This window comes from Pseudomonas baetica (assembly GCF_051216495.1).
Classification (GTDB): domain Bacteria; phylum Pseudomonadota; class Gammaproteobacteria; order Pseudomonadales; family Pseudomonadaceae; genus Aquipseudomonas; species Aquipseudomonas baetica_B.
Genome location: NZ_JBPKAM010000024.1, coordinates 25,277 through 44,735 on the forward strand (window position 1 = coordinate 25,277; position 19,459 = coordinate 44,735).

Below are 19,459 nucleotides of genomic sequence, written 5' to 3' on the forward strand. Positions count from 1 at the left end.
CATTTTCGAAATTCGCGTGAGGCACTCGCCCTCGTCGATTTCGGCGCCCCCGCTGAACTCGGTCGTTACCCAGAAATCCCCCCTAAAGGCCTGGATCATGAGCAAGCAACCCTCCCTGAGCTACAAGGACGCCGGTGTAGACATCGACGCCGGTGAAGCATTGGTCGAACGCATCAAGAGCGTCGCCAAGCGCACTGCGCGCCCGGAAGTCATGGGCGGCCTGGGCGGTTTTGGCGCCCTCTGCGAAATCCCGGCCGGCTACAAGCAGCCCGTGCTGGTTTCCGGCACTGACGGCGTCGGCACCAAGCTGCGCCTGGCGCTGAACCTGAACAAGCACGACAGCATCGGCATCGACCTGGTTGCCATGTGCGTCAACGACCTGGTGGTATGCGGCGCCGAGCCGCTGTTCTTCCTCGATTACTATGCCACCGGCAAACTGAACGTCGACACCGCCGCTCAGGTCGTGACCGGCATCGGTGCGGGCTGCGAGCTGTCCGGCTGCTCCCTGGTTGGCGGCGAAACCGCTGAAATGCCTGGCATGTACGAAGGCGAAGACTACGACCTGGCCGGCTTCTGCGTCGGCGTCGTGGAAAAATCCGAAATCATCGACGGCTCCAAGGTCGCCGCCGGCGACGCCCTGCTCGCCCTGCCGTCCTCCGGTCCGCACTCCAACGGCTACTCACTGATCCGCAAGATCATCGAAGTGTCCGGTGCCGACATCGAAAATACCCAGCTCGACGGCAAACCGCTGACCGATCTGCTGATGGCTCCGACCCGCATCTACGTGAAGCCGCTGCTCAAGCTGATCAAGGAAACCGGCGCCGTCAAGGCCATGGCCCACATCACCGGTGGCGGCCTGCTGGACAACATCCCGCGCGTACTGCCGAAAGGCGCACAAGCGGTGGTTGACGTCGCAAGCTGGAACCGCCCGGCGGTGTTCGACTGGCTGCAAGAGAAAGGCAACGTCGACGAGAACGAAATGCATCGCGTGCTGAACTGCGGCGTGGGCATGGTCATCTGCGTGGCCCAGGAGCACGTTGAAGCCTCGCTGAAAGTACTGCGCGACGCTGGCGAGCAACCTTGGGTTATCGGCCAGATCGCCACCGCTGCCGAAGGCGCGGCCCAGGTCGAACTGAAGAACCTCAAGGCTCACTGATGTCCAAGACCTGTGATGTCGTGGTGCTGCTGTCCGGCACCGGCAGTAACTTGCAGGCCTTGATCGACAGCACGCGGACCGGCGACAGCCCGGTCCGCATTGCTGCGGTGATTTCCAACCGCGCCGACGCCTACGGCCTGCAACGCGCCAGGGACGCGGGTATCGACACCCGCACCCTGGATCACAAGGCATTCGACGGCCGCGAGGCATTCGATGCCGCGCTGGTCGAACTGATCGACGCCTTCAATCCCAAACTCGTGGTACTGGCTGGTTTCATGCGCATTCTCAGCGCGGATTTCGTACGCCATTACCAGGGCCGCCTGCTCAATATTCATCCTTCGCTGCTGCCCAAATACAAAGGGTTACACACTCATCAGCGGGCGCTGGAAGCCGGCGACGCCGAACATGGCTGCTCCGTGCACTTCGTCACCGAGGAACTCGATGGCGGACCACTGGTCGTACAGGCAGTAATACCGGTAGAGTTGCACGACTCGCCGCAAAGTCTGGCGCAGCGGGTCCATGTACAGGAACACCTGATCTACCCGATGGCCGTACGCTGGTTTGCCGAAGGTCGTTTATCACTTGGCGATCAAGGTGCTTTACTGGATGGACAGTTGCTCGCGGCCAGCGGCCACTTGATTCGAACCTAGGAGACTTTATGCGTCGCGCCCTGCTCTTCGCTTGCGCTCTGCTCGCCTTGCCTTTCGCACAGGCTGCAGACCTTCAACCTTTCTCCGCCAGCTACACCGCCGACTGGAAACAGCTGCCCATGAGCGGCACCGCCGAACGCAGCCTGACCAAGGAAGCCAACGGCGTCTGGAAGCTCAGCTTCAAGGCTTCGATGATGATCGCCAGCCTGTCCGAAGAAAGCACCCTGACCGTCGACAAGGACACCTTGCTGCCACAGTCCTACCACTTCGAACGAGGTGGTTTGGGCAAAGCCAAGAAAGCGGACCTGGACTTCGACTGGGCCGCCAAAAAAGTCACCGGTACCGACCGTGGCGACGCGGTCAACATCCCGCTCAACCGCGGCATGGTCGACAAATCCACCTATCAGCTTGCCCTGCAGCATGACGTGGCTGCCGGCAAAAAAAGCATGAGCTATCAAGTCGTGGATGATGGCGAAGTCGATACCTATGACTTCCGCGTCCTGGGCTCGGAAAAAGTCGACACCAAGGCCGGCCAGATCGACGCGATCAAGGTCGAGCGCGTCCGCGACCCGACACAAAGCAAGCGCATCACCGTACTGTGGTTTGCCAAGGATTGGGACTACTTGCTGGTTCGCCTGCAACAGGTCGAAACCGACGGCAAGGAGTACAACATCATGCTCCTGGACGGCAAGGTCAACGGCAAGACTGTCAAAGGCAGTTGATCCAGCGACACGATAAAGCCCCGCCATCGCGGGGCTTTTTTTCGCCTGGCATTCGGCAAAGAAAGTGGAACGCGCCACTAGAGCAATGCTCTATACCTTCAAGGTCTTTTTTGATCGAATGGCTGCTCCCAATGCCAGCGAGGTTTCCCATGAGCGTTATCGTCAATACTGTCTCCACCGAAGGCTTTCGTCACAGCGTGCAAATCGATGACCACGAACTCTTTGCCGACGTACCCACCACTGCCGGCGGTGAAGGCTCGGCACCGGAACCCCACGATTACTTCGATGCCGCACTGGGCGCCTGCAAAGCCCTGACCCTGAAGCTGTACGCCAAAAAGAAAGGCATCCCCCTGACCGGTGTCGGCGTCGAGGTCAAACGCGACAACAGCGAAGAGCAAAAGGGCAAATACGCGCTACACGTCAAATTGACCCTAAAGGGTGTGCTCACCGACGCCCAGCGTGACGAACTGCACCGCGTGGCCGATCGCTGCCCGATCCACAAACTGATGACCACCAGCGAAGTCAGTATCGAAACCCACTTGTCCGAAGGTGCGTTCAGCCAATAGCGCCAAGGGCCGCTCAAGCGGGTTATGCTCCACGCGTCACCCGCTCAGTCTGGAATGCACCATGAACACTCCGCTCGTGATTCGCCCCCGCGCAGAAGATGTCGAAGGCCAGCCTATTCTTCGCCCGCTGCCTTCCGCCAAATGTCGTAACGTCGGGCCTTTCGTGTTTTTCGATCACATGCTGGAGACCCGCTATGCCGCGGGCGATGGCATGAACATCCGCCAGCATCCGCACATCGGCCTGTCCACGCTCACCTACCTCTTCGAGGGACAACTCCAGCACAAGGACAGCCTGGGCTCGGATCAGGTGGTCAACCCCGGGGATGTCAGCTGGATGACTGCCGGCAGCGCTATCGCCCATGTCGAGCGCACGCCCGAAGCCATTAAAGGCCGCGAGTTCACGATGCACGGCCTGCAAATCTGGCTGGCCTCCCCCAAGGACAAGGAACAGGGTCCCGGCCACTACAGCCATCATCCTGCAGCCACGCTGCCAGTCAGCGAGAACCTTGGAGTGAAGATCCGGATGATCGCGGGATCAGGCTTCTGCCTGGAATCACCGGTACCGGTGCTGTCTCCTACGCTGTACGCCGAATTACACCTGCAAACAGCGACGACCATGCTGATTCCCACCGAGCATGAAGAGCGTGCGTTGTATGTGCTGAGTGGCGAGGTACTGCTCAATGGCGAGCCAATCGAACCCCATGATCTGGTGGTACTGCCGCCAGGGGAAGAAATGACATTGTTCGCCGATAGCGACAGTCATGCGGTGCTGTTTGGTGGCGCACCGCTGGACGGCCCAAGGCGGATCAACTGGAATTTTGTCTCGAGCGATCCGGCATTGATCGATGAAGCCCGTCGACGCTGGGCGGCCGGAGATTGGCCGACGGTACCGGGGGAAGTTGAGCGGATCGAGCTGCCTTAGCTTTTCCTTTGTCAGTTACGCCGTCTTCGCGAGCAGGCTCGCTCCCACAAATGGGTATGCACACCGTCCCAACATGTCTTGAGCGAACGACATTAAACAGATGATGGCGTCATTTTTTCTTGAGTGACTCGAAGGACTTGACCATGTCCTTCGACCAGCCATCGAGCACGAGCTTGGTGTCCTTGGCTGTCATGACCTGGTCGGAGTTTTCCAGATCGGCACCGGCGCCCTTGCGCACCACCTGCGCGACCACTTTGTTGTCGCGGCCATCGATGAACGCCGCTTCGGTGGCGACGCTGGTGTCCTGGTCGCGGATGCCGGTGGCGGTGCTGACGCCGGCGGCGATCAGTGCGATCGGGATCACTTCATAAGGGCGCAAGCCTTTGGTCTTCGCGCTGACGGCGGTGATCGCCGGGCGTACCACCAGGGTGTTCGGGCCGGGGGTGGTGACCAGCGGCAGCACGGTCGCGAATTCGCGCTTGAGCGCCTGGTCGTAATACTGGGTGATGCCATTGAGCGTGGCTTGCGGAATCTTCTCGGTCGGTTGCGGTTTCGGATAGAGTTGGCTCGGCTCGACCAGGACACTGGTGAAGTGCTTCACGTCCACGCCCGGCTCGATCCAGCGCATCACATCTGAGCCAGAGGGCGTCTTGTCTTCCTTGAGCTGGCTGTAGTCCTTGAGAAAGCCCGAATACTCTTCAGGCGACACGTACTTGCTCGCACAACCTGACAGCCCGACGGACACCAGGCATAAGGTTGCGGTTAGGGTTTTCAACATCATCGTATTACTCCATTGGGTCAATTCTTATCGAGCGCATCAGCCACCTGGCCGCGTGCTGCTTTTTTCAAAAAATCATCCCCGCCAAGGCATCTTCAAAATGCCCCCCAAGGGCAAGCGGTTAATGCCGCAGCCGGCCTATACAAACCAAAATAAAAGTAGTTGCTGACAAAGAATTGTCGAGAATCAGCAGCAACAAATTTTCTTAAAGTGGCAATGAGCTGCCCATGGGTTTGATTGCGTTGATGAATTATCGCGGGCGAAAAAAGGCATCTGGCACACGCAAACCAGCCTTGCCGATCCTGCTTCGCGGACCGTCTCCTTTTATTGATTGATAACCTAAGGGTCAATCAGGAAAGCCTGAATACCGCAGCAGTCTGTTATCACTTCAAACTTTAACTGCGCCGGTCTGACAACGATTCATCGCTGAACTACGCTGCGATCTGTGTTCATTGTCCTTTCTCCGTGAAGCCATAACTTTGAAATAAAGATGCTTGAGGACAACGGAATGACCGCACCGGATAAATAAACGGATCACTAACGGCCATTGGCAGGAGTCTGCAACATGCTCGATTTTTTCTTGCACGCCCTGCGCTCCGACCCGGAAATCGCGGTGTTCCTGGCCATTGCCCTGGGTGTCCTGATTGGCCGTGTCCACATTGGCAGTTTTCATCTCGGCTCCGTGGCCGGCGCGTTGTTGATGGGGTTGCTCATCGGGCAGATCGGCCTTGAAGTGCCGTCCGGATTGAAGTCGGTATTTTTCGTGCTGTTCATTTATGCGGTCGGCTTCAAGAGCGGGCCGGAGTTTTTCGGCAGCCTCAATCGCGGCACCCTGAAACTGGTCGTGCTTTCCGTGGTGCTGTGCGCGACAGCGTTGGGTTCGATTCTGTTGATGAACGCGATTTTTCATTTCGACGCCGGTTTTACCGCCGGGCTTGGCGCAGGCGCCCTGACGGATACGGCGATCATGGGCACCGCCACGAGCGCCATCAACCAACTGAGTATCGACGACGCGGCCAAGGCTCAACTCAACAGCCACATGGCGATTGCCTACGCGATCACCTACCTGTTCGGCACCATCGGCCTGATTGTCTTCGTCGGCAGCATCGCACCGAAACTGCTCGGGGTCGATCTGAAGGCCTCGGCGCGGGAGTTGGAACTGGAGTTGGGCATCGCAAAAAACGAGGATGCGATCACCGTGCCTTACACGCGCATTGTCGTACGCGCCCATCAGGTCGCGGCCAATGGCCAGGCCAATGGCCAGCGCATCGCCGACGTTGAAAGACTGCATGACTACCTGAGTATCGAGCGGGTCGTGCGGGCCGGGCGGGTGATCGAACGCGATGAAGGCTTCACCCTCGTGGAGGGGGACGTCATCGGGGTGTATGCCTTGCGCGAAGCGGTCGGTACCCTCAGTCATCAGGTGGGACCGGAGATCGATCACCCCGAAGCCCTGTCCTTTGCGACCCGGCAGGCGGACATCGTGCTGACCTCGAAGGAGTTTGCCGGCAAGACCATTCACCAGGCCAGGGCCAATCTGCAAGGCACCGGGCGCCAAGGCTGTTTTCTCAACACCATCAGCCGTCAAGGCTATGACCTGCCGCTGCTGCCCAATACCGTGCTGCGTCGCGGCGACGTGATCAGCGTGACGGGGCGCACCGCCAGTGTCGAAGCCTTGGCCAAGCGCCTGGGGCGGATTCGCCAACACAACTACAAAAGTGACATCGCCGTGCATGCATTGGGCATGGTGCTGGGGTCGTTGCTCGGTCTGTTGTCGACCCACATCGGTATGATCCCGGTGGAGCTGGGTATTGGCGGCGGTGTGTTGGTGGCGGCGTTGGTGATCGGCTGGTACAACTCCCGTCACCCGGAGATCGGCGCCCTGCCCGCCGCCGCCCAGTGGGCATTTTCCGAATTCGGCCTGACCGCGTTCGGCGCGGTGGTGGGCCTATTGGCGGGGCCCGCCGCGTTCGCGGCGATGAAGGAACAAGGGCTGGCACTGCTGTTCTCCGGTGCCGTAGTGACGATCCTGCCGCCGCTGGTGGCGCTGTATGTGGGGCGGTATGTGCTGCGCCTGCATCCCATGATTCTGTTCGGCGGCCTGGCGGGTGCGCAGACCGAAGCGGCATCGATGAACAAGATCATCGAGCAGTCCGCCAGCAACACCCCGGTGATCGGGTTTACCGTGTGCTATGCGATTTCCAATGTACTGCTCGCGGTGTGCGGGCCCATCATCATTTTCGTGGTGGCGGGATAGGTTGCGCCCCTTTCGCGAGCAGGCTCGCTCCCACAATGGATCGGGTACATCCGCAACGTCAGAGTGCACTCTCTGCTCGCTTTTGCAGGTACTTCGCCCGTTCGGATAGTCGCCGTTTCCAGTCCTGCGCCAGGCCTGGGGTATCCGCCAGCGCCAGCAGATCATCGATCATCGGCCGGTGCGCCAACTGCACCTGCCAGAACATGTCGATGGAAAACCGCTCGGTGTGCCGCTCCAGCCGCGCGATCCGGTCCCCTGCCTGCATGAAACCCGGCTGAAGCACGCGGTAATACCAACCGGTGATGCGCTCTCTGGCGACGAACATCGACATCCGCTCGGCCTCGAAACGGTGATTGATCTTCCAGCAGGGGCTGCGTGGCTGGGACACCTGCAACACGGCGCTGCCGACCTGGAACACGTCACCGATGTGCACGTTGGACTCGCAGAGCCCGAACGCGGAAATGTTCTCCCCCAGACTGCCCGCCACCAGTTGCGGAGCACTGTGCGTGAAGGCCTGCGCCAGGCGCTCGTAGTTCTGCGCCGCGTACTGATGCACCGCTTTCTCCGGCCCACCGTGCACCCGGGTGTCGCCGTGCTGGTCGCCGACAATACCGTGCAACTCCACCCGCACCGGGCCATCGTGGCGCTGCTTGAAGATGCCCGTGCGCTGCCCTTCAGGTTGCAACACCCCCAGGCCGCCGGCGAAGACGTGGTCAATTTTCGAAGTCAGTGTCATGGGTCGACCTGCGTTGAGTATCCATTTCCGGTCACTTTACTAACCGCGCTGAACAGCCGTAAAGTGATCGTTAACTATGTCAGCAATCACTTTGAAAGATAGCTGGAGACGATCATGGAAATGCGCCAACTGAAGATCTTCTGCGCCGTGGCCGAACTGGGCAGCTTCACCGCCGCCGCTTCGCAGGTGAACACCGTGCAGTCCAACGTGACCATGCGCGTGAAAGAGCTGGAAGCCGAACTTAATCGCGAGTTGTTCATCCGCAAGAAGTCCGGGGTGGTACTGACATCGGCTGGGGAAACCTTCCTCGGTTATGCCCGGCGCATCCTGCAACTGACCGACGAGAGCCGCAGTGCCCTGATGGACACCGGCAGCCCGACCGGTCTGCTGCGGCTGGGTTCGATGGAAACCACCGCCGCCATCCGTTTGCCGCAAGTGTTGACCAAGTACCGCGAGCAATATCCCGAGGTGCAGTTGTCGCTGCTGACCGGTACCACGGTGGAACTGATCAAGGCGATCGAATCCCATCGGCTCGACGGCGCCTTCGTGGGCGGCTTCCACCAGAACTCGGCATTGGCGCAGGAGGAAGTGTTCAGCGAAGAGCTGGTGCTGGTCAGCAGCAACCAGTTCGACTCCCTGCCCGCGCTGATGGAGAAAATGCCCCAGCAAACGGTGCTGGTGTTCCGCACGGGCTGCTTCTATCGCTCGACCCTGGAAAACTGGTTTTATCAGGTGGGACTGGTGCCCAACCAGATCATGGAACTGGGCACCCTCGACGGCATACTCTCGTGCGTCGCGGCGGGCATGGGCGTGACGTTATTGCCCAAGGCCATCGCGGAAAATTGCAGCGTGCGCCACGGGATTCGCTGGCACACGCTGCCGCCTGAGTTCGCCAACGTGTCTACCGTGTTCATCCGCCGCAACGACTCGATGATCACCTCGGCCATGAGCGCGTTCATCGGGTTGGCGCAACAGCAGATTGCGCGGCCGGCAGCGATGTGAATAACACCGACAACCACTGTGGGAGCGAGCCTGCTCGCGAAAGCGGTGTGTCAGTTAGCGTTGATATTGACTGGCCTGGCGTCTTCGCGAGCAGGCTCGCTCCCACAGGTATTGGTTTCTGCCACAGAATTTGTGAACGACTCCGACCACTGTGGGAGCTGGCTTGGCTGCGATGACGGTGTGGCAGTTAACGTTGCAATCGACGACCTGACGCCATCGTGAGCAAGCTCGCTCCTACAGTGGATTGGGTAGGTAACCGATCCGGCACAGTCACCAACCCACTGGCCAGCTCCGCCACCCGCTCTGCCGCTGGCACCACGCTGCGGATCTTGCCCACACCCTGCCCCGCGTACAGCGACAACTTCTCGGCCATCCGCGCCTTGTCGATCGCCCGGGCGCCGCCGCCGATGAAGCGCAGCAGGTTCCACTTGTCCCGGTTGGGGATCACCCGATGCGGTGTACCGTAGGTCCAACCGAAGGAGTAGCCGGTGCGGTATTCGGTGTCATCGGTCGTCGCCTCGACGATCTTCTGCTTGTACAGCGGATGCGCATTGGATTCATCGGTGGCGATGAACGCCGTGCCCACCACCACCCCGGAAGCGCCGAGGGACATCAGCGCACGGACATCATCGCCGTGAGTAATGCCACCCGCCGCGAGCACCGGTCGGCCCTCGCACACGGACAGGATCGAGGTCAGCAACGGCATGATGCCGATGGTGCCGCGATTGAGATGGCCGCCACTTTCACTGCCCTGGGCGATGATGATGTCCGCGCCCTGTTCGATGGCGATGTGGGCCAGTTCCACCGACCCCGCCTGAACCATGACCAGCAGCCCGGCGTCCTTCGCCCGGGGGATCATGTCGGCGGCGTATTTCTCTGCGTAGAACAGCGACAGCAGCCTGGGTTTCTCCTTGAGGATCACCTGGAACTGCGCCTCGAACACATCCGGGCCGCCGAATTGCGGCACCAGGTTCACGCCAAAGGGTTTGTCGGTCAGTGCGCGGGTTTCCTGGATCCAGCGACGCAAGGCCAGGGGCGGCAGGCGCAAGCCGCCGATGACGCCCATGCCCCCGGCATTGGCGACGGCGCCGACCAGTTGCGGCCCGGAAATGGCCGCCATCCCGCCGAGAAAAATCGGGTACTTCACACCGCAGAGCCGGGTTATGGCGTTACCTGCGAAATCGAATTCGTGCATGACTCACAGCTCCACGTGTTGGCCCAGCATCCGCTTGAGCGTGTTGTTCTTCAGGAGAAAGTGGTTTTTGACCGCGCCGAAGATGTGCAGCACCAGGCCGGCGAGGAATGCCGAGGCACCGATGTTGAACAGCACATCGACCACATGCTTCAACGCAGCGTTGGTGGGCAAAACGGCCGGAATCCACCAACCTCCGGGCAGCTCCACGAGCTCGCCACCGGCGGATCGCGAAGCCCAGACCGCGATGGGCAACAGCACCATCGCCAGCGCCAGCGACACCGCCACCGAACGGCTGATGATCACTTCGATGGGATTGGGCGTGCCCACCGGCAGCGGATGCCAGGACGTGACCCGCGCCCAGAACCGATAGGTCGACACGAGGAACAACATCAGCCCAAGCAGGTTTTGCAGCCTGCCGAGTTCCAGTTGTAGCGCCGCGCTGGACACGAGCCCGATCAACAGTTGCAGGATGAAAATCCCCAGCAGGGAAAACGCCACGACCCAGTGCAGGGCGATGGTGATGGGTGAAAACCTCAGGCCATTGTCTCGTAGTTGCATGGCTGACTCCTTTTGCAGCGTTACGACGCGAAGGGTTAGTGACTGACCGCCTGCGATGCCCCGAGCCCGGTCTGGGCGCGGATCAACTGGTCGTCGAAACGCCCGCGCTCAAGCCCTGCCCTGTGGCTGCGGTCGGTGATCGAGCCCAGCCAGGTAAAGAAGAACGCCACGTTCATCGAGATGATGGCCGGGTAGTCGTAGGGAAAGATCGCCTCGACATTGCCCAGCACCTTGACCCACACCGCCGGTGAGAGAATCACCAGCCCGACGGCGCTGATAAGACCCGCGACTCCACCGATCAACGCACCGCGTGTGGTCAGCCCCTTCCAGTACATGGAGAGCACGAGGATCGGAAAGTTGACCGAAGCTGCGACGCCAAAGGTCAGCGCCACCAGGAAGGCGATGTTCTGGTCCTTGAACAAAATCCCCAGCGCCACGGCAACGATGCCGATGCCCACCGACGCCATCCGCGACACGCGGCGCTCATCCCTGGCATCGGCTTTACCCTTGCGGACCACCATCACATACAGGTCATGGGAAATCGCCGAGGTGCCGGCCATGGTCAGTCCGGACACCACCGCCAGGATCGTCGCGAATGCCACGGCCGAAATAAAGCCCAGCAGCCAGTCACCACCCACGGCCTTGGCCAGGTGCATCACCGGCATGTTGCCGCCGCCGACCAGCTTGCCGGCCAGGTTGCCGGATTCGTAGAAGGCCGGGTCTTGCCCGACGATGACGATGGCAGCCAGGCCCAGCACGGCGACGATCAGGTAAAAGAAGCCAATGAATCCGGTGGCGACAAACACCGATTTGCGCGCCTGTTTGGCGTCCGGCACGGTGAAGAAACGCATGAGGATGTGCGGCAATCCCGCCGTGCCAAACACCAGGCCCAATGACAAGGAGATCAGCGACAGCGGATCGGCCACCAGTTTGCTCGGCAGCAGAATTTTTTCGCCATCGCGGTGCGCGGCCACGGCTTTTTCGAACAACAGATCGAAAGAAAAACCGAACTTGCTCAGCGCCAGAAACGCCAGCAAGGTCCCACCCAACAACAGCAATCCGGCCTTGATGATCTGCACCCAGGTGGTGGCGACCATACCGCCAAAGGTCACGTAAACCGCCATCAACAAGCCCACTGCGATCACCGCGTAGTTGTATGGCAGGCCGAACAACAGCTGAATCAGTTGCCCGGCACCGACCATCTGCACCACCAGGTAAAAGCACACCACCGTCAGCGAGCCGAAGGCGGTCAGGGTGCGGATGCGGTTTTGATCGAGGCGGAATGACGCGATGTCCGAGAGGGTGATGCGCCCCAGATTGCGGATGCGCTCGGCGAACAGGAACAGCAGCAGCGGCCAGGCGACAAAGAAGCTGATCGAATAGAGCACGCCGTCGAAGCCGTTGAAGAAAATCATGCTGGTGACCCCCAGCAGCGCCGCCGCCGACATGTAGTCACCGGCCAGCGCCAGGCCATTCTGAAAGCCGGTGATGCCGCCGCCGGCATTGTAGAAATCGTCCATGGATTTGGTCTTGGAGGCGGCCCAGTACGTGATGCCCAGGGTCGTGACGACGAAGACCAGGAACATGCTGATCGCGGTGATGTTGATCGGTTGTTTCTCGACGTTCTGCAACACGTCGCCAGCCATGGCGCGCGCCGCGAAGGCACTCAGCAGAACAGGCAGGATGAGGTTTTTCAGAAGGTGTTTCATACGATGGCCCCCGCCCGGATTTGCGCGGTCAGCTCATCGAACTCACCGTTGGCCCGCAGGATGTAAAGCCCGGTGAACAACCAGGCGCCGATGATGAACACCAGGCCCAGCGGCCAGCCGATGCTGATGATGCTGGTGGCGGAAAGCTTTGTCGCTAACAGGTGGGGCGCGAAAGCCGCGACGAGGATGAACGTGAAGTACGGGACAAGGGTGGCAGCGGTAAGGCCGGCGACGAATCGTCGTTGCCGCGTGACCAGTTCCTTGTAACGGGGGTGGTTGCGAATTCTGGCTGATTCGGTTGCAGGGTTCACGTTGACTCCGTGTAGCAGTGGTGACGTTATTGTTGTTCCACAGCCTCAGACTCGAAGACTCGATCCGCCACTGGCTGCGGTATCTGTGCCCCTTCAACCTATGCCCGGCCAATAATCATGTAAAATGATCATTTGTGATTCGATTGATCTGTTTTGATGAATTTATGGTGATTCCCCCTGTGGGAGGGAGCCTGCTCGCTCCTACAGGGGGGTTGGGAATGCCTGCGCAATCAGGGCGTCTGTCAAGCCGCCTCAATGGCGCTCGCGATGTACGCGCCGTTAAAGGCCGACATCTTCCACTGCTTCCCTTTCGTTCAGCTTTGGATGCACGTTGCGTTCATGCACATGGCTGTGCGGTGTGCGGTCGATCAGCAGGCTCAGCAGTTCCGGCCGGCTGTAGTGGCCGCGGGAATCCATCATGCGTTTGCGCTTGTTGATCAGGCCCAGGTCGAGGTCGACGATCACCTCGCCTTCGCCCTCGGTCAATGCGCCCAGCACGACCCCGTCCGGGCTGATAATCGCAGTGAAACAGCCACCGGAAATCGGCCCGATCGAACAACCGGTGTCGGCCATGATCTGCGCCTGTTGCTCAGGGTTCAGCCAGGCAGTGGAGTTGACCACGAAACACGCCGCCTCCAGCGCATGCTGGCGGATACTGACTTCCATTTGCGACGCGAACAACGGACCGGCGAACGAACCGGGGTACATCGAGGCGTGGATCTGTTCGCCATCGCCCATCAACGCATAGCGTGCCAGCGGATTGTAATGTTCCCAACACGCCATCTGGCCAATGCGCCCTACCGCGCTGTCGGTAGCGCGCAGGCCCGAGCCGTCGCCCATCCCCCAGATCATGCGCTCGTGGTAAGTCGGGGAAATCTTGCGCCGATGCTGGATCAGGCTGCCGTCGGCGTCGAACAGCAACTGCGCGTTGTACAGCGAGCCGCCGTCGCGTTCATTGACGCCAATGGAGACCACCATGCCGGCCTGTTTGGCGGCATTGCCGATGGCATCGGTCGCGGCCGACGGCACGGTCACGGCCTGGTCCAGCAGCTTGAGATGTTCCGGCCCCATTTCGAACGGCGCCTGAACGAAGGAAAAATACGGGTAGTACGGCACGATGGTTTCAGGGAACACGGCAAACTGAACGCCCTGCTCACCGAGTTCGAGGATCTTCTCCACGACTTTATCGACGGTGCCTTCACGGCTGTAGAGCACGGGACTGATCTGTACGGCGGCGGCTTTTACGAAGGTCATGATGGTGATCTCACTCATGGAATCGGCTTCAACGAGTTCGAGATTACGACAATCATATTTAGTCTCAAATGTCGTATACACCACCTTTTAGGACATGGCGGGATCAGGTCCGATTGGCGCGCTGGATGACCTGCGGCGGTTGCCCGAACGCCCGGATAAACGCTCGTCGCATGCGTTCCCGATCACCAAACCCGGTGTCGGTCGCCACCACATCGATGGAGTGCCGACCGGTTTCCATCATCAGCCGGGCCGACTCCACCCGCAGGTTTTCAATGGCCTTGGCCGGGGATTGGCCGGTTTCGGCATGGAATACCCGGCTGAATTGTCGCGGACTGAGATGGGCGGCATTGGCCAGCTCCTCCACCGACAGCGCGGATCTGAGATTCTGCTTGGCATAGGTCAATGCAGCCTGGATGCGATCGGTCTTGGGCTCCAACGCCAGCATCACTGAAAACTGCGACTGCCCGCCGGCACGGCGGTGATACACCACCAGTTGCCGGGCCACCTTGCGCGCGACTTCGGCCCCCAGATCCATTTCCACCAGCGCCAGCGCCAGATCAATGCAGGCGCTCATGCCCGCCGCCGTCCAGATGTTGCCATCGTTAATGAAAATGCGGTCTTCAGCGACTTTGACTTTCGGATAGGCCTGCTGCAACGACTGGGCATGGCACCAATGCGTGGTCGCCCGCCGCCCATCGAGCAACCCCGCCTCGGCCAGTGCGATGGCGCCCGTGCAGATCGACCCCAGGCGTCGGGTGCTCTGGCTGGCGTGGCGCAAAAACTCGACCAGGCCTGTTGATACCGGGCGAATGACGTTATCGCCCATGACCAGTAGCGTATCGAACGGTCGCTGGTCGAATGCCTTGGTTTCTACTGAAAACCCGGCCGAGGTCGGCACCAGGCCGCCGGTTTCGGACAGCAGCTGGATGTTGTACACCGGTTCGTCGGCGGCGTTGTTGGCGAGTTCGAAGGTGGCGGACATGGAGAGGCCGAGGACCTGGAAGCCGGGGTACACGATGAGGCCGATGGATCGCATAGGGTTGCCTCACATGACCTGAAAGGTGGCAAAATTTATTTTATGCCGTTTAAACGTTGCAGACTTTTCGATTAGCAAGGAGGAAGACGTCCATAAAGGCGAGTCATTCCGAAACACGAAAACCATGAGAGGTGTATTGTCGACGCTACAACTTACAACCAGAAGCACATTCAACATTATCATTAACTTTACACCTCTTCACCACCCACCCCACACAAGCACGCAAGTTCAATATTTTTATGGAATATTTCGAAATCAACACACAAGAGAATATTTCTGAAAAGCATTAACACATTAAAAAAACATGAAAGTCATTTCCCCCGCCGTTATCCCTGCATATCTTTTTCACCACTTAAACAGTCACTTGAAAAAATTCAAATCGCCGACTCATGGATCCAAGCGACAACTCACGGAAATTCATAAAAATGACTGACAGAGGATTTCTTTGAGATTGATTCAACTCGGCTCATTTCCTGTTTTTTTTGCTTCATCGGACTGCCCTGGATCCAAGTCACCGAATTGCTAAACCTTCACTAGCGCACGCCCTGTCAAAGACGTCGGGCTTCGCTAAGTTATTTTTTAGCCTCCCCGGGAGCGAATTCCTACTCTCCATGATGCATTAAACCGCTCTAAATCAACTTGATAGACGGATACAGAGTACTCATGGAGAAAACACCCTTTTACGGCACGTTTCATGCGCCCGATACAAAACCTGCCAAACCAAACTAAAAACCACACTCCATTTCTGAAAACATTAGTTCACCCTGACCATCCCACTCAAAATACCAACGCCCAACCATCATCCTGTTTTGTTTAAACCCCATGCCCCCTAAAGTCCGCGCCATGCAAGATATTCATGAAACATCTTCCCGAATAAACCTCACTTCATCGGCGATCTAATGGCCACTAAAAAACACACTGAATCTCACCCATCGACCTATGCCTAATTAGCCATCCAGAACTTTAGGCCCCAGTAGGATCGTAAAAACACCACCCTTAACTATCTGGTTAATTAGATCTATACATATCAGGTAAGAGTAGGCCACCTGAGGGAAAGGCCATGGACAATAACAAGGATTCAGGCACTAACCTGGCCTTCTGGGTACCGGGCAGCGCGGTCATCCTAAGTCTGGTGGTTTCAACCTTTGCGTTGACTCGCGATCCGTTTCTGGAGCCGCGGCCCATCGGTGCTCAATTTCAGGCGCAACTGCCCATCGAAGCACGGTTATGGCAAGACCCGTTTGATGCGCTGGAGCGATATCGCAAGAAACTCAATGCCATTGGAAAAGATGAAGCCGATAAATTGTGCAGCCCCGAGATTACCAAGCTGCCAGGAGAGTTCACTCCCCCCGACATCATGGTGGCACTGGTTGAAGGCGGGCCCTATGCCGACGAAGTCGAACAGAGGCGGCGCATTCGCTACGCGCTGCTGGCGGGGTTCAAAAACTCTCACAGGGTACCCGCCCAGGAGCAGTACATACACTGCTTGAAACTCAACAAGAACTTCTCGAATTACGACCCGAATCAGGAAAGCTATATCGACATCCCTTACGAGATTTTCGTCTCCAATCCTCTCGATCCCCCAGTACCTCCAGAAGGAACGCCACAGGCTGCAAACCAGACAATCGTCTTCTGGCTGAAGCAAGATGCTCTCGATTCAAAACCGCTGCAGAATTTGGAGACGTTACGCAAATTCCTGGCATGCAAAACCGGCACGGAGCAAGCGTCGCCCTGTACCGATCCTCCCGAAAGCAGCGCCGTCCTGAAGGTCATCGGCCCGGCAACCTCGACAGTTCTGCGCGACATGTATCAGGAAGAAGCGGACAACCAGGCCACCGCCGCTGTCGAAATTTACTCACCCCTGGCGACCGCCGACAACGAGGTACTTAAGAAGAGCCTAAGGACTGCGCAGAAGGATGAAAAAAGTCCGTCGATGAAGCTGATTCGCACCGTCAACGACGATGGCACCATGACGCGACTTCTGCTGGATGAGTTGAAGTTGCGCCGTGTCGATCCAGTCACTGGACTACGTTGCAGCCTACGAGAGGAAGTGGGTTGCGCAGCAGGCGGCTGGCGCCAAAGCAATCGCATCGCCTTGATCTCTGAATGGGACAGTTTCTACAGCCGTGCGCTAATGGAAAGTTTCAGGGACACGGTTGCCCAGGATCACAACCTGCGAGAAGGCGATGAGAAGGTGGTCAATCAATGGATTCTTCGCTTCAGCTATTTACGTGGGCTGGATGGAAGACTGCCGGAGGAAGCCGCGAGCAGTGACAAAACCACCAACACCGATGCCAGCAAGAACAACAAAGACGCGACCAAAATCGATCTCAGCCCGCTGGAAAAAGCCGATGGTAATGCCCAGCTCGATTACCTGCGCCGCCTGGCGGACCACATAGCGAAGGTCGATGCGAGCTATCGACGCAACGGCGAAGACGGAATCGGCGCCATCGGGATATTGGGTGTAGATCCCTATGACAAGCTTTTGGCATTGCAGGCACTCAAGGCGAAGATGCCGTACAAACTGTACTTTTCCACCGATCTCGAAGCACGCATGCTGCAACGAGGCCAGGCTGAAACCACCCGCAATCTGATATTGGCCGCGCCCTATGGGCTGACGCTGACACGTGCATTGCAACAGGATGTACCGCCGTTTCGCGACAGCCTGCAAAGTTCGGTGTTCATCTCCGTCCTGGCGGCATTGGCGCCGCAACCCTTCGAGGCCAAGTTTGAAAAATTCCACTATTCGAGATCCAAACTCCTTTCTCCTGGCATCTATGAGATTGGCATCAGCGGTTTTATTCCGTTAGCGAGCGCGAACCCGAACCCAAACCCGGAGGCCAGTGGCGAACGCCCCAAAAGCTGCGAAGCCAAAACACAGTGGCCCACTTCGGATCGCGACATACTCTCGAACGACCTTATGTCATTGCAGTGCCTCCAGGATCCTACGCCACCGCCCTATCCCAAACCCTCCTGGGCAACCCGCGAACAATTCAAAGGATTGCAATCACGATTTTTTGCCGGCCCCTTAGCCATCACGCTTATCGTTCTTGGCGGGTTCATGGTTTGGCGTGGATTCGGAGGGGAACGCGATATCGATAACCCGACTTTCAACTGGGTGCGGGGGGTATCGACGACGCTGTACCTGGTTGCGGTGTTCTGCGCCTTTATTGCCGTACGGTTCTGGCATGTGGGGTTCCTGTGGGGCACGTTCATCCTGATCCTGCTAGGCGTCGCCATTCCGCATGTTGTCCACTGGATCACAAAGCTCCTATCGGCGCGCAATCATTCATCTGACGATGTAAGCAGCGAGAGTAATGACTCTTCAGCGTGGTACATCGCAATTCCACTGGTCGCGTTTATCCTCGCGATCATGGGGGCGCTTCAGATGCGCGTCACGCTGACGGAAACGGGGCTGGGCGAGCCAATGTTTCTATTCGAAGGCATCAGCGCGTGGCCAACGATCGCGCTGCGCCTTGCTGCGGTGCTGATATCGCTCTCGGCGCTGGTATGGGGCTGGCGCAAACTGAAGGTCAACAGAAGGCAGATCGAAACCGCATTCCATCTGCAAATACCCATGCGCCATCATCCGACGAGCTTATGGGGACAAATACGTCTGTTCATTCGCAGAGGAAAAGAAGGGCGCTGGACGCTTCATCGGTGGTGCAACGAACTGGGTCGCGGCCTGTTGTTCATTTTTTTCCCGCTCATGAAAGCCAGCGAAGAATGGTCAAGTTCCTGCCCATCCGATAGCTTCGCCATGGACGGGCGCCGGACGATTGCGATCGTCCCGTTCTGGCGGGAACATTGCGTATGCGGCTCGTTTGGCGCACGAATGTTGCGAACACTTCTGATGACCTGGATTTTTGTCGTGGTGACCAGCGGGCTTATTATCGTCTGGCCAATGGAGAGAATTCCCGTTCGTGGCACCTTGGATATATGGATGTTGAGCTGGTTGATCCCGAACCTGACGTTCCAGGCACTGGTGTTTTGGGTCGTGGATGCCAATCTGCTGCTCACTCGATTCATTCGTCATCTCAGTGACAACTATTCAATCTGGCCCGAAACCTTGCAGCAAGAACACCTGGAAAAATTTGGAAGGTCCCTGCATACGTGCATCGACGAGTGGGTGGACCTGCAACTGATTGCCAAGCGAACGTCGGCCGTGAGCCGACTTATCTACGCACCTACACTGGTCATGTTGATCCTGTTGGCTTCTCGCAGCAGCTACTTTGATAACTGGCCGACACCGCCCAGTATCGCCATATCATTCCTGCTGACGGCGCTGATTCTGCTGTTCTCGGCACTTTCACTGCGTCGTGCAGCGGAAAAGGCACGTACGAGGGCGTTGCAACGCATCGATACCTATCTGCTGGAAGCGCCCCCCTCCGACACGGGCTATGGCAAGTTCAACATGATCCGCGAGCGCATCAAGACCCTCAATACCGGCTCATTCTCGCGCTACTCCGAGGAGCCGCTGATCAGGGCGCTGCTGCTTTCGCTAACGGGTATCGGCGGCTCGGCACTTGTCGATGCGTTGAATTATGCGAACTTCTGACCCCCTGCCCTGAGCGCCACTGAACACCATGAATAGATGGCCAGCGGCG

The 19,459-nt window shown here is 58.5% G+C and carries 16 protein-coding genes; 8 read left to right on the plus strand and 8 right to left on the minus strand.

The annotated features are described in order from the left end of the window. The first annotated feature begins 97 nt into the window (after positions 1 to 97). From purM to ACSFE6_RS11475, 5 genes are all read left to right on the plus strand, one after another. A complete protein-coding gene (gene purM / locus ACSFE6_RS11455) occupies positions 98 to 1,156 on the plus strand; it encodes a phosphoribosylformylglycinamidine cyclo-ligase (protein ID WP_435427696.1) in 1,059 nt (352 codons plus the stop codon). Beyond that, positions 1,156 to 1,806: a phosphoribosylglycinamide formyltransferase gene (purN, locus tag ACSFE6_RS11460; RefSeq protein ID WP_435427697.1), complete on the plus strand. Its 651-nt coding sequence runs from the start codon at positions 1,156 to 1,158 to the stop codon at positions 1,804 to 1,806. The genes purM and purN overlap by 1 nt, the downstream gene beginning before the upstream one ends. Positions 1,807 to 1,814: 8 nt before the next feature. Continuing rightward, entirely contained in the window at positions 1,815 to 2,528 is a 714-nt protein-coding gene (locus ACSFE6_RS11465) for a DUF3108 domain-containing protein (RefSeq protein ID WP_435427698.1), read from the plus strand. A 149-nt stretch (positions 2,529 to 2,677) separates the two neighbouring features. Further along, on the plus strand, positions 2,678 to 3,094 hold the full coding sequence (locus tag ACSFE6_RS11470) for an OsmC family protein (protein ID WP_435427699.1): 417 nt from the start codon (positions 2,678 to 2,680) through the stop codon (positions 3,092 to 3,094). 61 nt (positions 3,095 to 3,155) lie between these two features. Then, the gene (locus ACSFE6_RS11475) at positions 3,156 to 4,016 is read left to right on the plus strand and encodes a pirin family protein (protein ID WP_435427700.1); all 861 of its coding nucleotides are present in this window, start codon (positions 3,156 to 3,158) and stop codon (positions 4,014 to 4,016) included. Between the two features lie 109 nt (positions 4,017 to 4,125). On the opposite strand, the gene ACSFE6_RS11480 is transcribed toward ACSFE6_RS11475, so the two are convergent. Further along, positions 4,126 to 4,797: a DUF3313 domain-containing protein gene (locus ACSFE6_RS11480; RefSeq protein WP_435427701.1), complete on the minus strand. Its 672-nt coding sequence runs from the start codon at positions 4,795 to 4,797 to the stop codon at positions 4,126 to 4,128. A gap of 562 nt (positions 4,798 to 5,359) precedes the next feature. On the opposite strand from ACSFE6_RS11480, the gene aspT reads away from it, so the two are divergent. Further along, positions 5,360 to 7,051 carry an aspartate-alanine antiporter gene (gene aspT / locus ACSFE6_RS11485; RefSeq protein ID WP_435427702.1) on the plus strand — a complete coding sequence of 564 codons (1,692 nt, stop codon included), beginning with the start codon at positions 5,360 to 5,362 and terminating at the stop codon, positions 7,049 to 7,051. A gap of 58 nt (positions 7,052 to 7,109) precedes the next feature. Here aspT and ACSFE6_RS11490 read toward each other — a convergent pair whose 3' ends face one another. Next, positions 7,110 to 7,787: an MOSC domain-containing protein gene (locus tag ACSFE6_RS11490; protein ID WP_435427703.1), complete on the minus strand. Its 678-nt coding sequence runs from the start codon at positions 7,785 to 7,787 to the stop codon at positions 7,110 to 7,112. 114 nt (positions 7,788 to 7,901) lie between these two features. Between ACSFE6_RS11490 and ACSFE6_RS11495 the strand changes: the two genes are divergently transcribed. Beyond that, on the plus strand, positions 7,902 to 8,789 hold the full coding sequence (locus ACSFE6_RS11495; protein WP_435427704.1) for a LysR substrate-binding domain-containing protein: 888 nt from the start codon (positions 7,902 to 7,904) through the stop codon (positions 8,787 to 8,789). Between the two features lie 187 nt (positions 8,790 to 8,976). Here the strand turns inward: ACSFE6_RS11495 and ACSFE6_RS11500 are convergent, their stop codons facing one another. The 6 genes from ACSFE6_RS11500 to ACSFE6_RS11525 all read right to left on the minus strand — a co-directional run bounded on the left by ACSFE6_RS11500 (position 8,977) and on the right by ACSFE6_RS11525 (position 14,852). Further along, a complete protein-coding gene (locus ACSFE6_RS11500) occupies positions 8,977 to 9,984 on the minus strand; it encodes an NAD(P)H-dependent flavin oxidoreductase (RefSeq protein ID WP_435427705.1) in 1,008 nt (335 codons plus the stop codon). A 3-nt stretch (positions 9,985 to 9,987) separates the two neighbouring features. Then, entirely contained in the window at positions 9,988 to 10,542 is a 555-nt protein-coding gene (locus ACSFE6_RS11505) for a cytochrome b (RefSeq protein ID WP_435427706.1), read from the minus strand. Between the two features lie 35 nt (positions 10,543 to 10,577). After that, positions 10,578 to 12,251 (minus strand): cation acetate symporter, encoded by a 1,674-nt coding sequence (locus ACSFE6_RS11510; protein WP_435427707.1) that lies wholly within the window; start codon positions 12,249 to 12,251, stop codon positions 10,578 to 10,580. Then, positions 12,248 to 12,562: a DUF485 domain-containing protein gene (locus ACSFE6_RS11515; protein ID WP_435427708.1), complete on the minus strand. Its 315-nt coding sequence runs from the start codon at positions 12,560 to 12,562 to the stop codon at positions 12,248 to 12,250. The genes ACSFE6_RS11510 and ACSFE6_RS11515 overlap by 4 nt, the downstream gene beginning before the upstream one ends. Before the next feature lie 279 nt (positions 12,563 to 12,841). Next, complete coding sequence (locus tag ACSFE6_RS11520) at positions 12,842 to 13,816, minus strand: nitrilase-related carbon-nitrogen hydrolase (RefSeq protein WP_435427733.1); 975 nt, start codon at positions 13,814 to 13,816, stop codon at positions 12,842 to 12,844. A gap of 103 nt (positions 13,817 to 13,919) precedes the next feature. Next, the gene (locus ACSFE6_RS11525; protein ID WP_435427709.1) at positions 13,920 to 14,852 is read right to left on the minus strand and encodes a GlxA family transcriptional regulator; all 933 of its coding nucleotides are present in this window, start codon (positions 14,850 to 14,852) and stop codon (positions 13,920 to 13,922) included. A 1,060-nt stretch (positions 14,853 to 15,912) separates the two neighbouring features. Between ACSFE6_RS11525 and ACSFE6_RS11530 the strand changes: the two genes are divergently transcribed. Further along, positions 15,913 to 19,410 (plus strand): tripartite tricarboxylate transporter TctB family protein, encoded by a 3,498-nt coding sequence (locus ACSFE6_RS11530; RefSeq protein WP_435427710.1) that lies wholly within the window; start codon positions 15,913 to 15,915, stop codon positions 19,408 to 19,410. Positions 19,411 to 19,459: the final 49 nt, after the last annotated feature.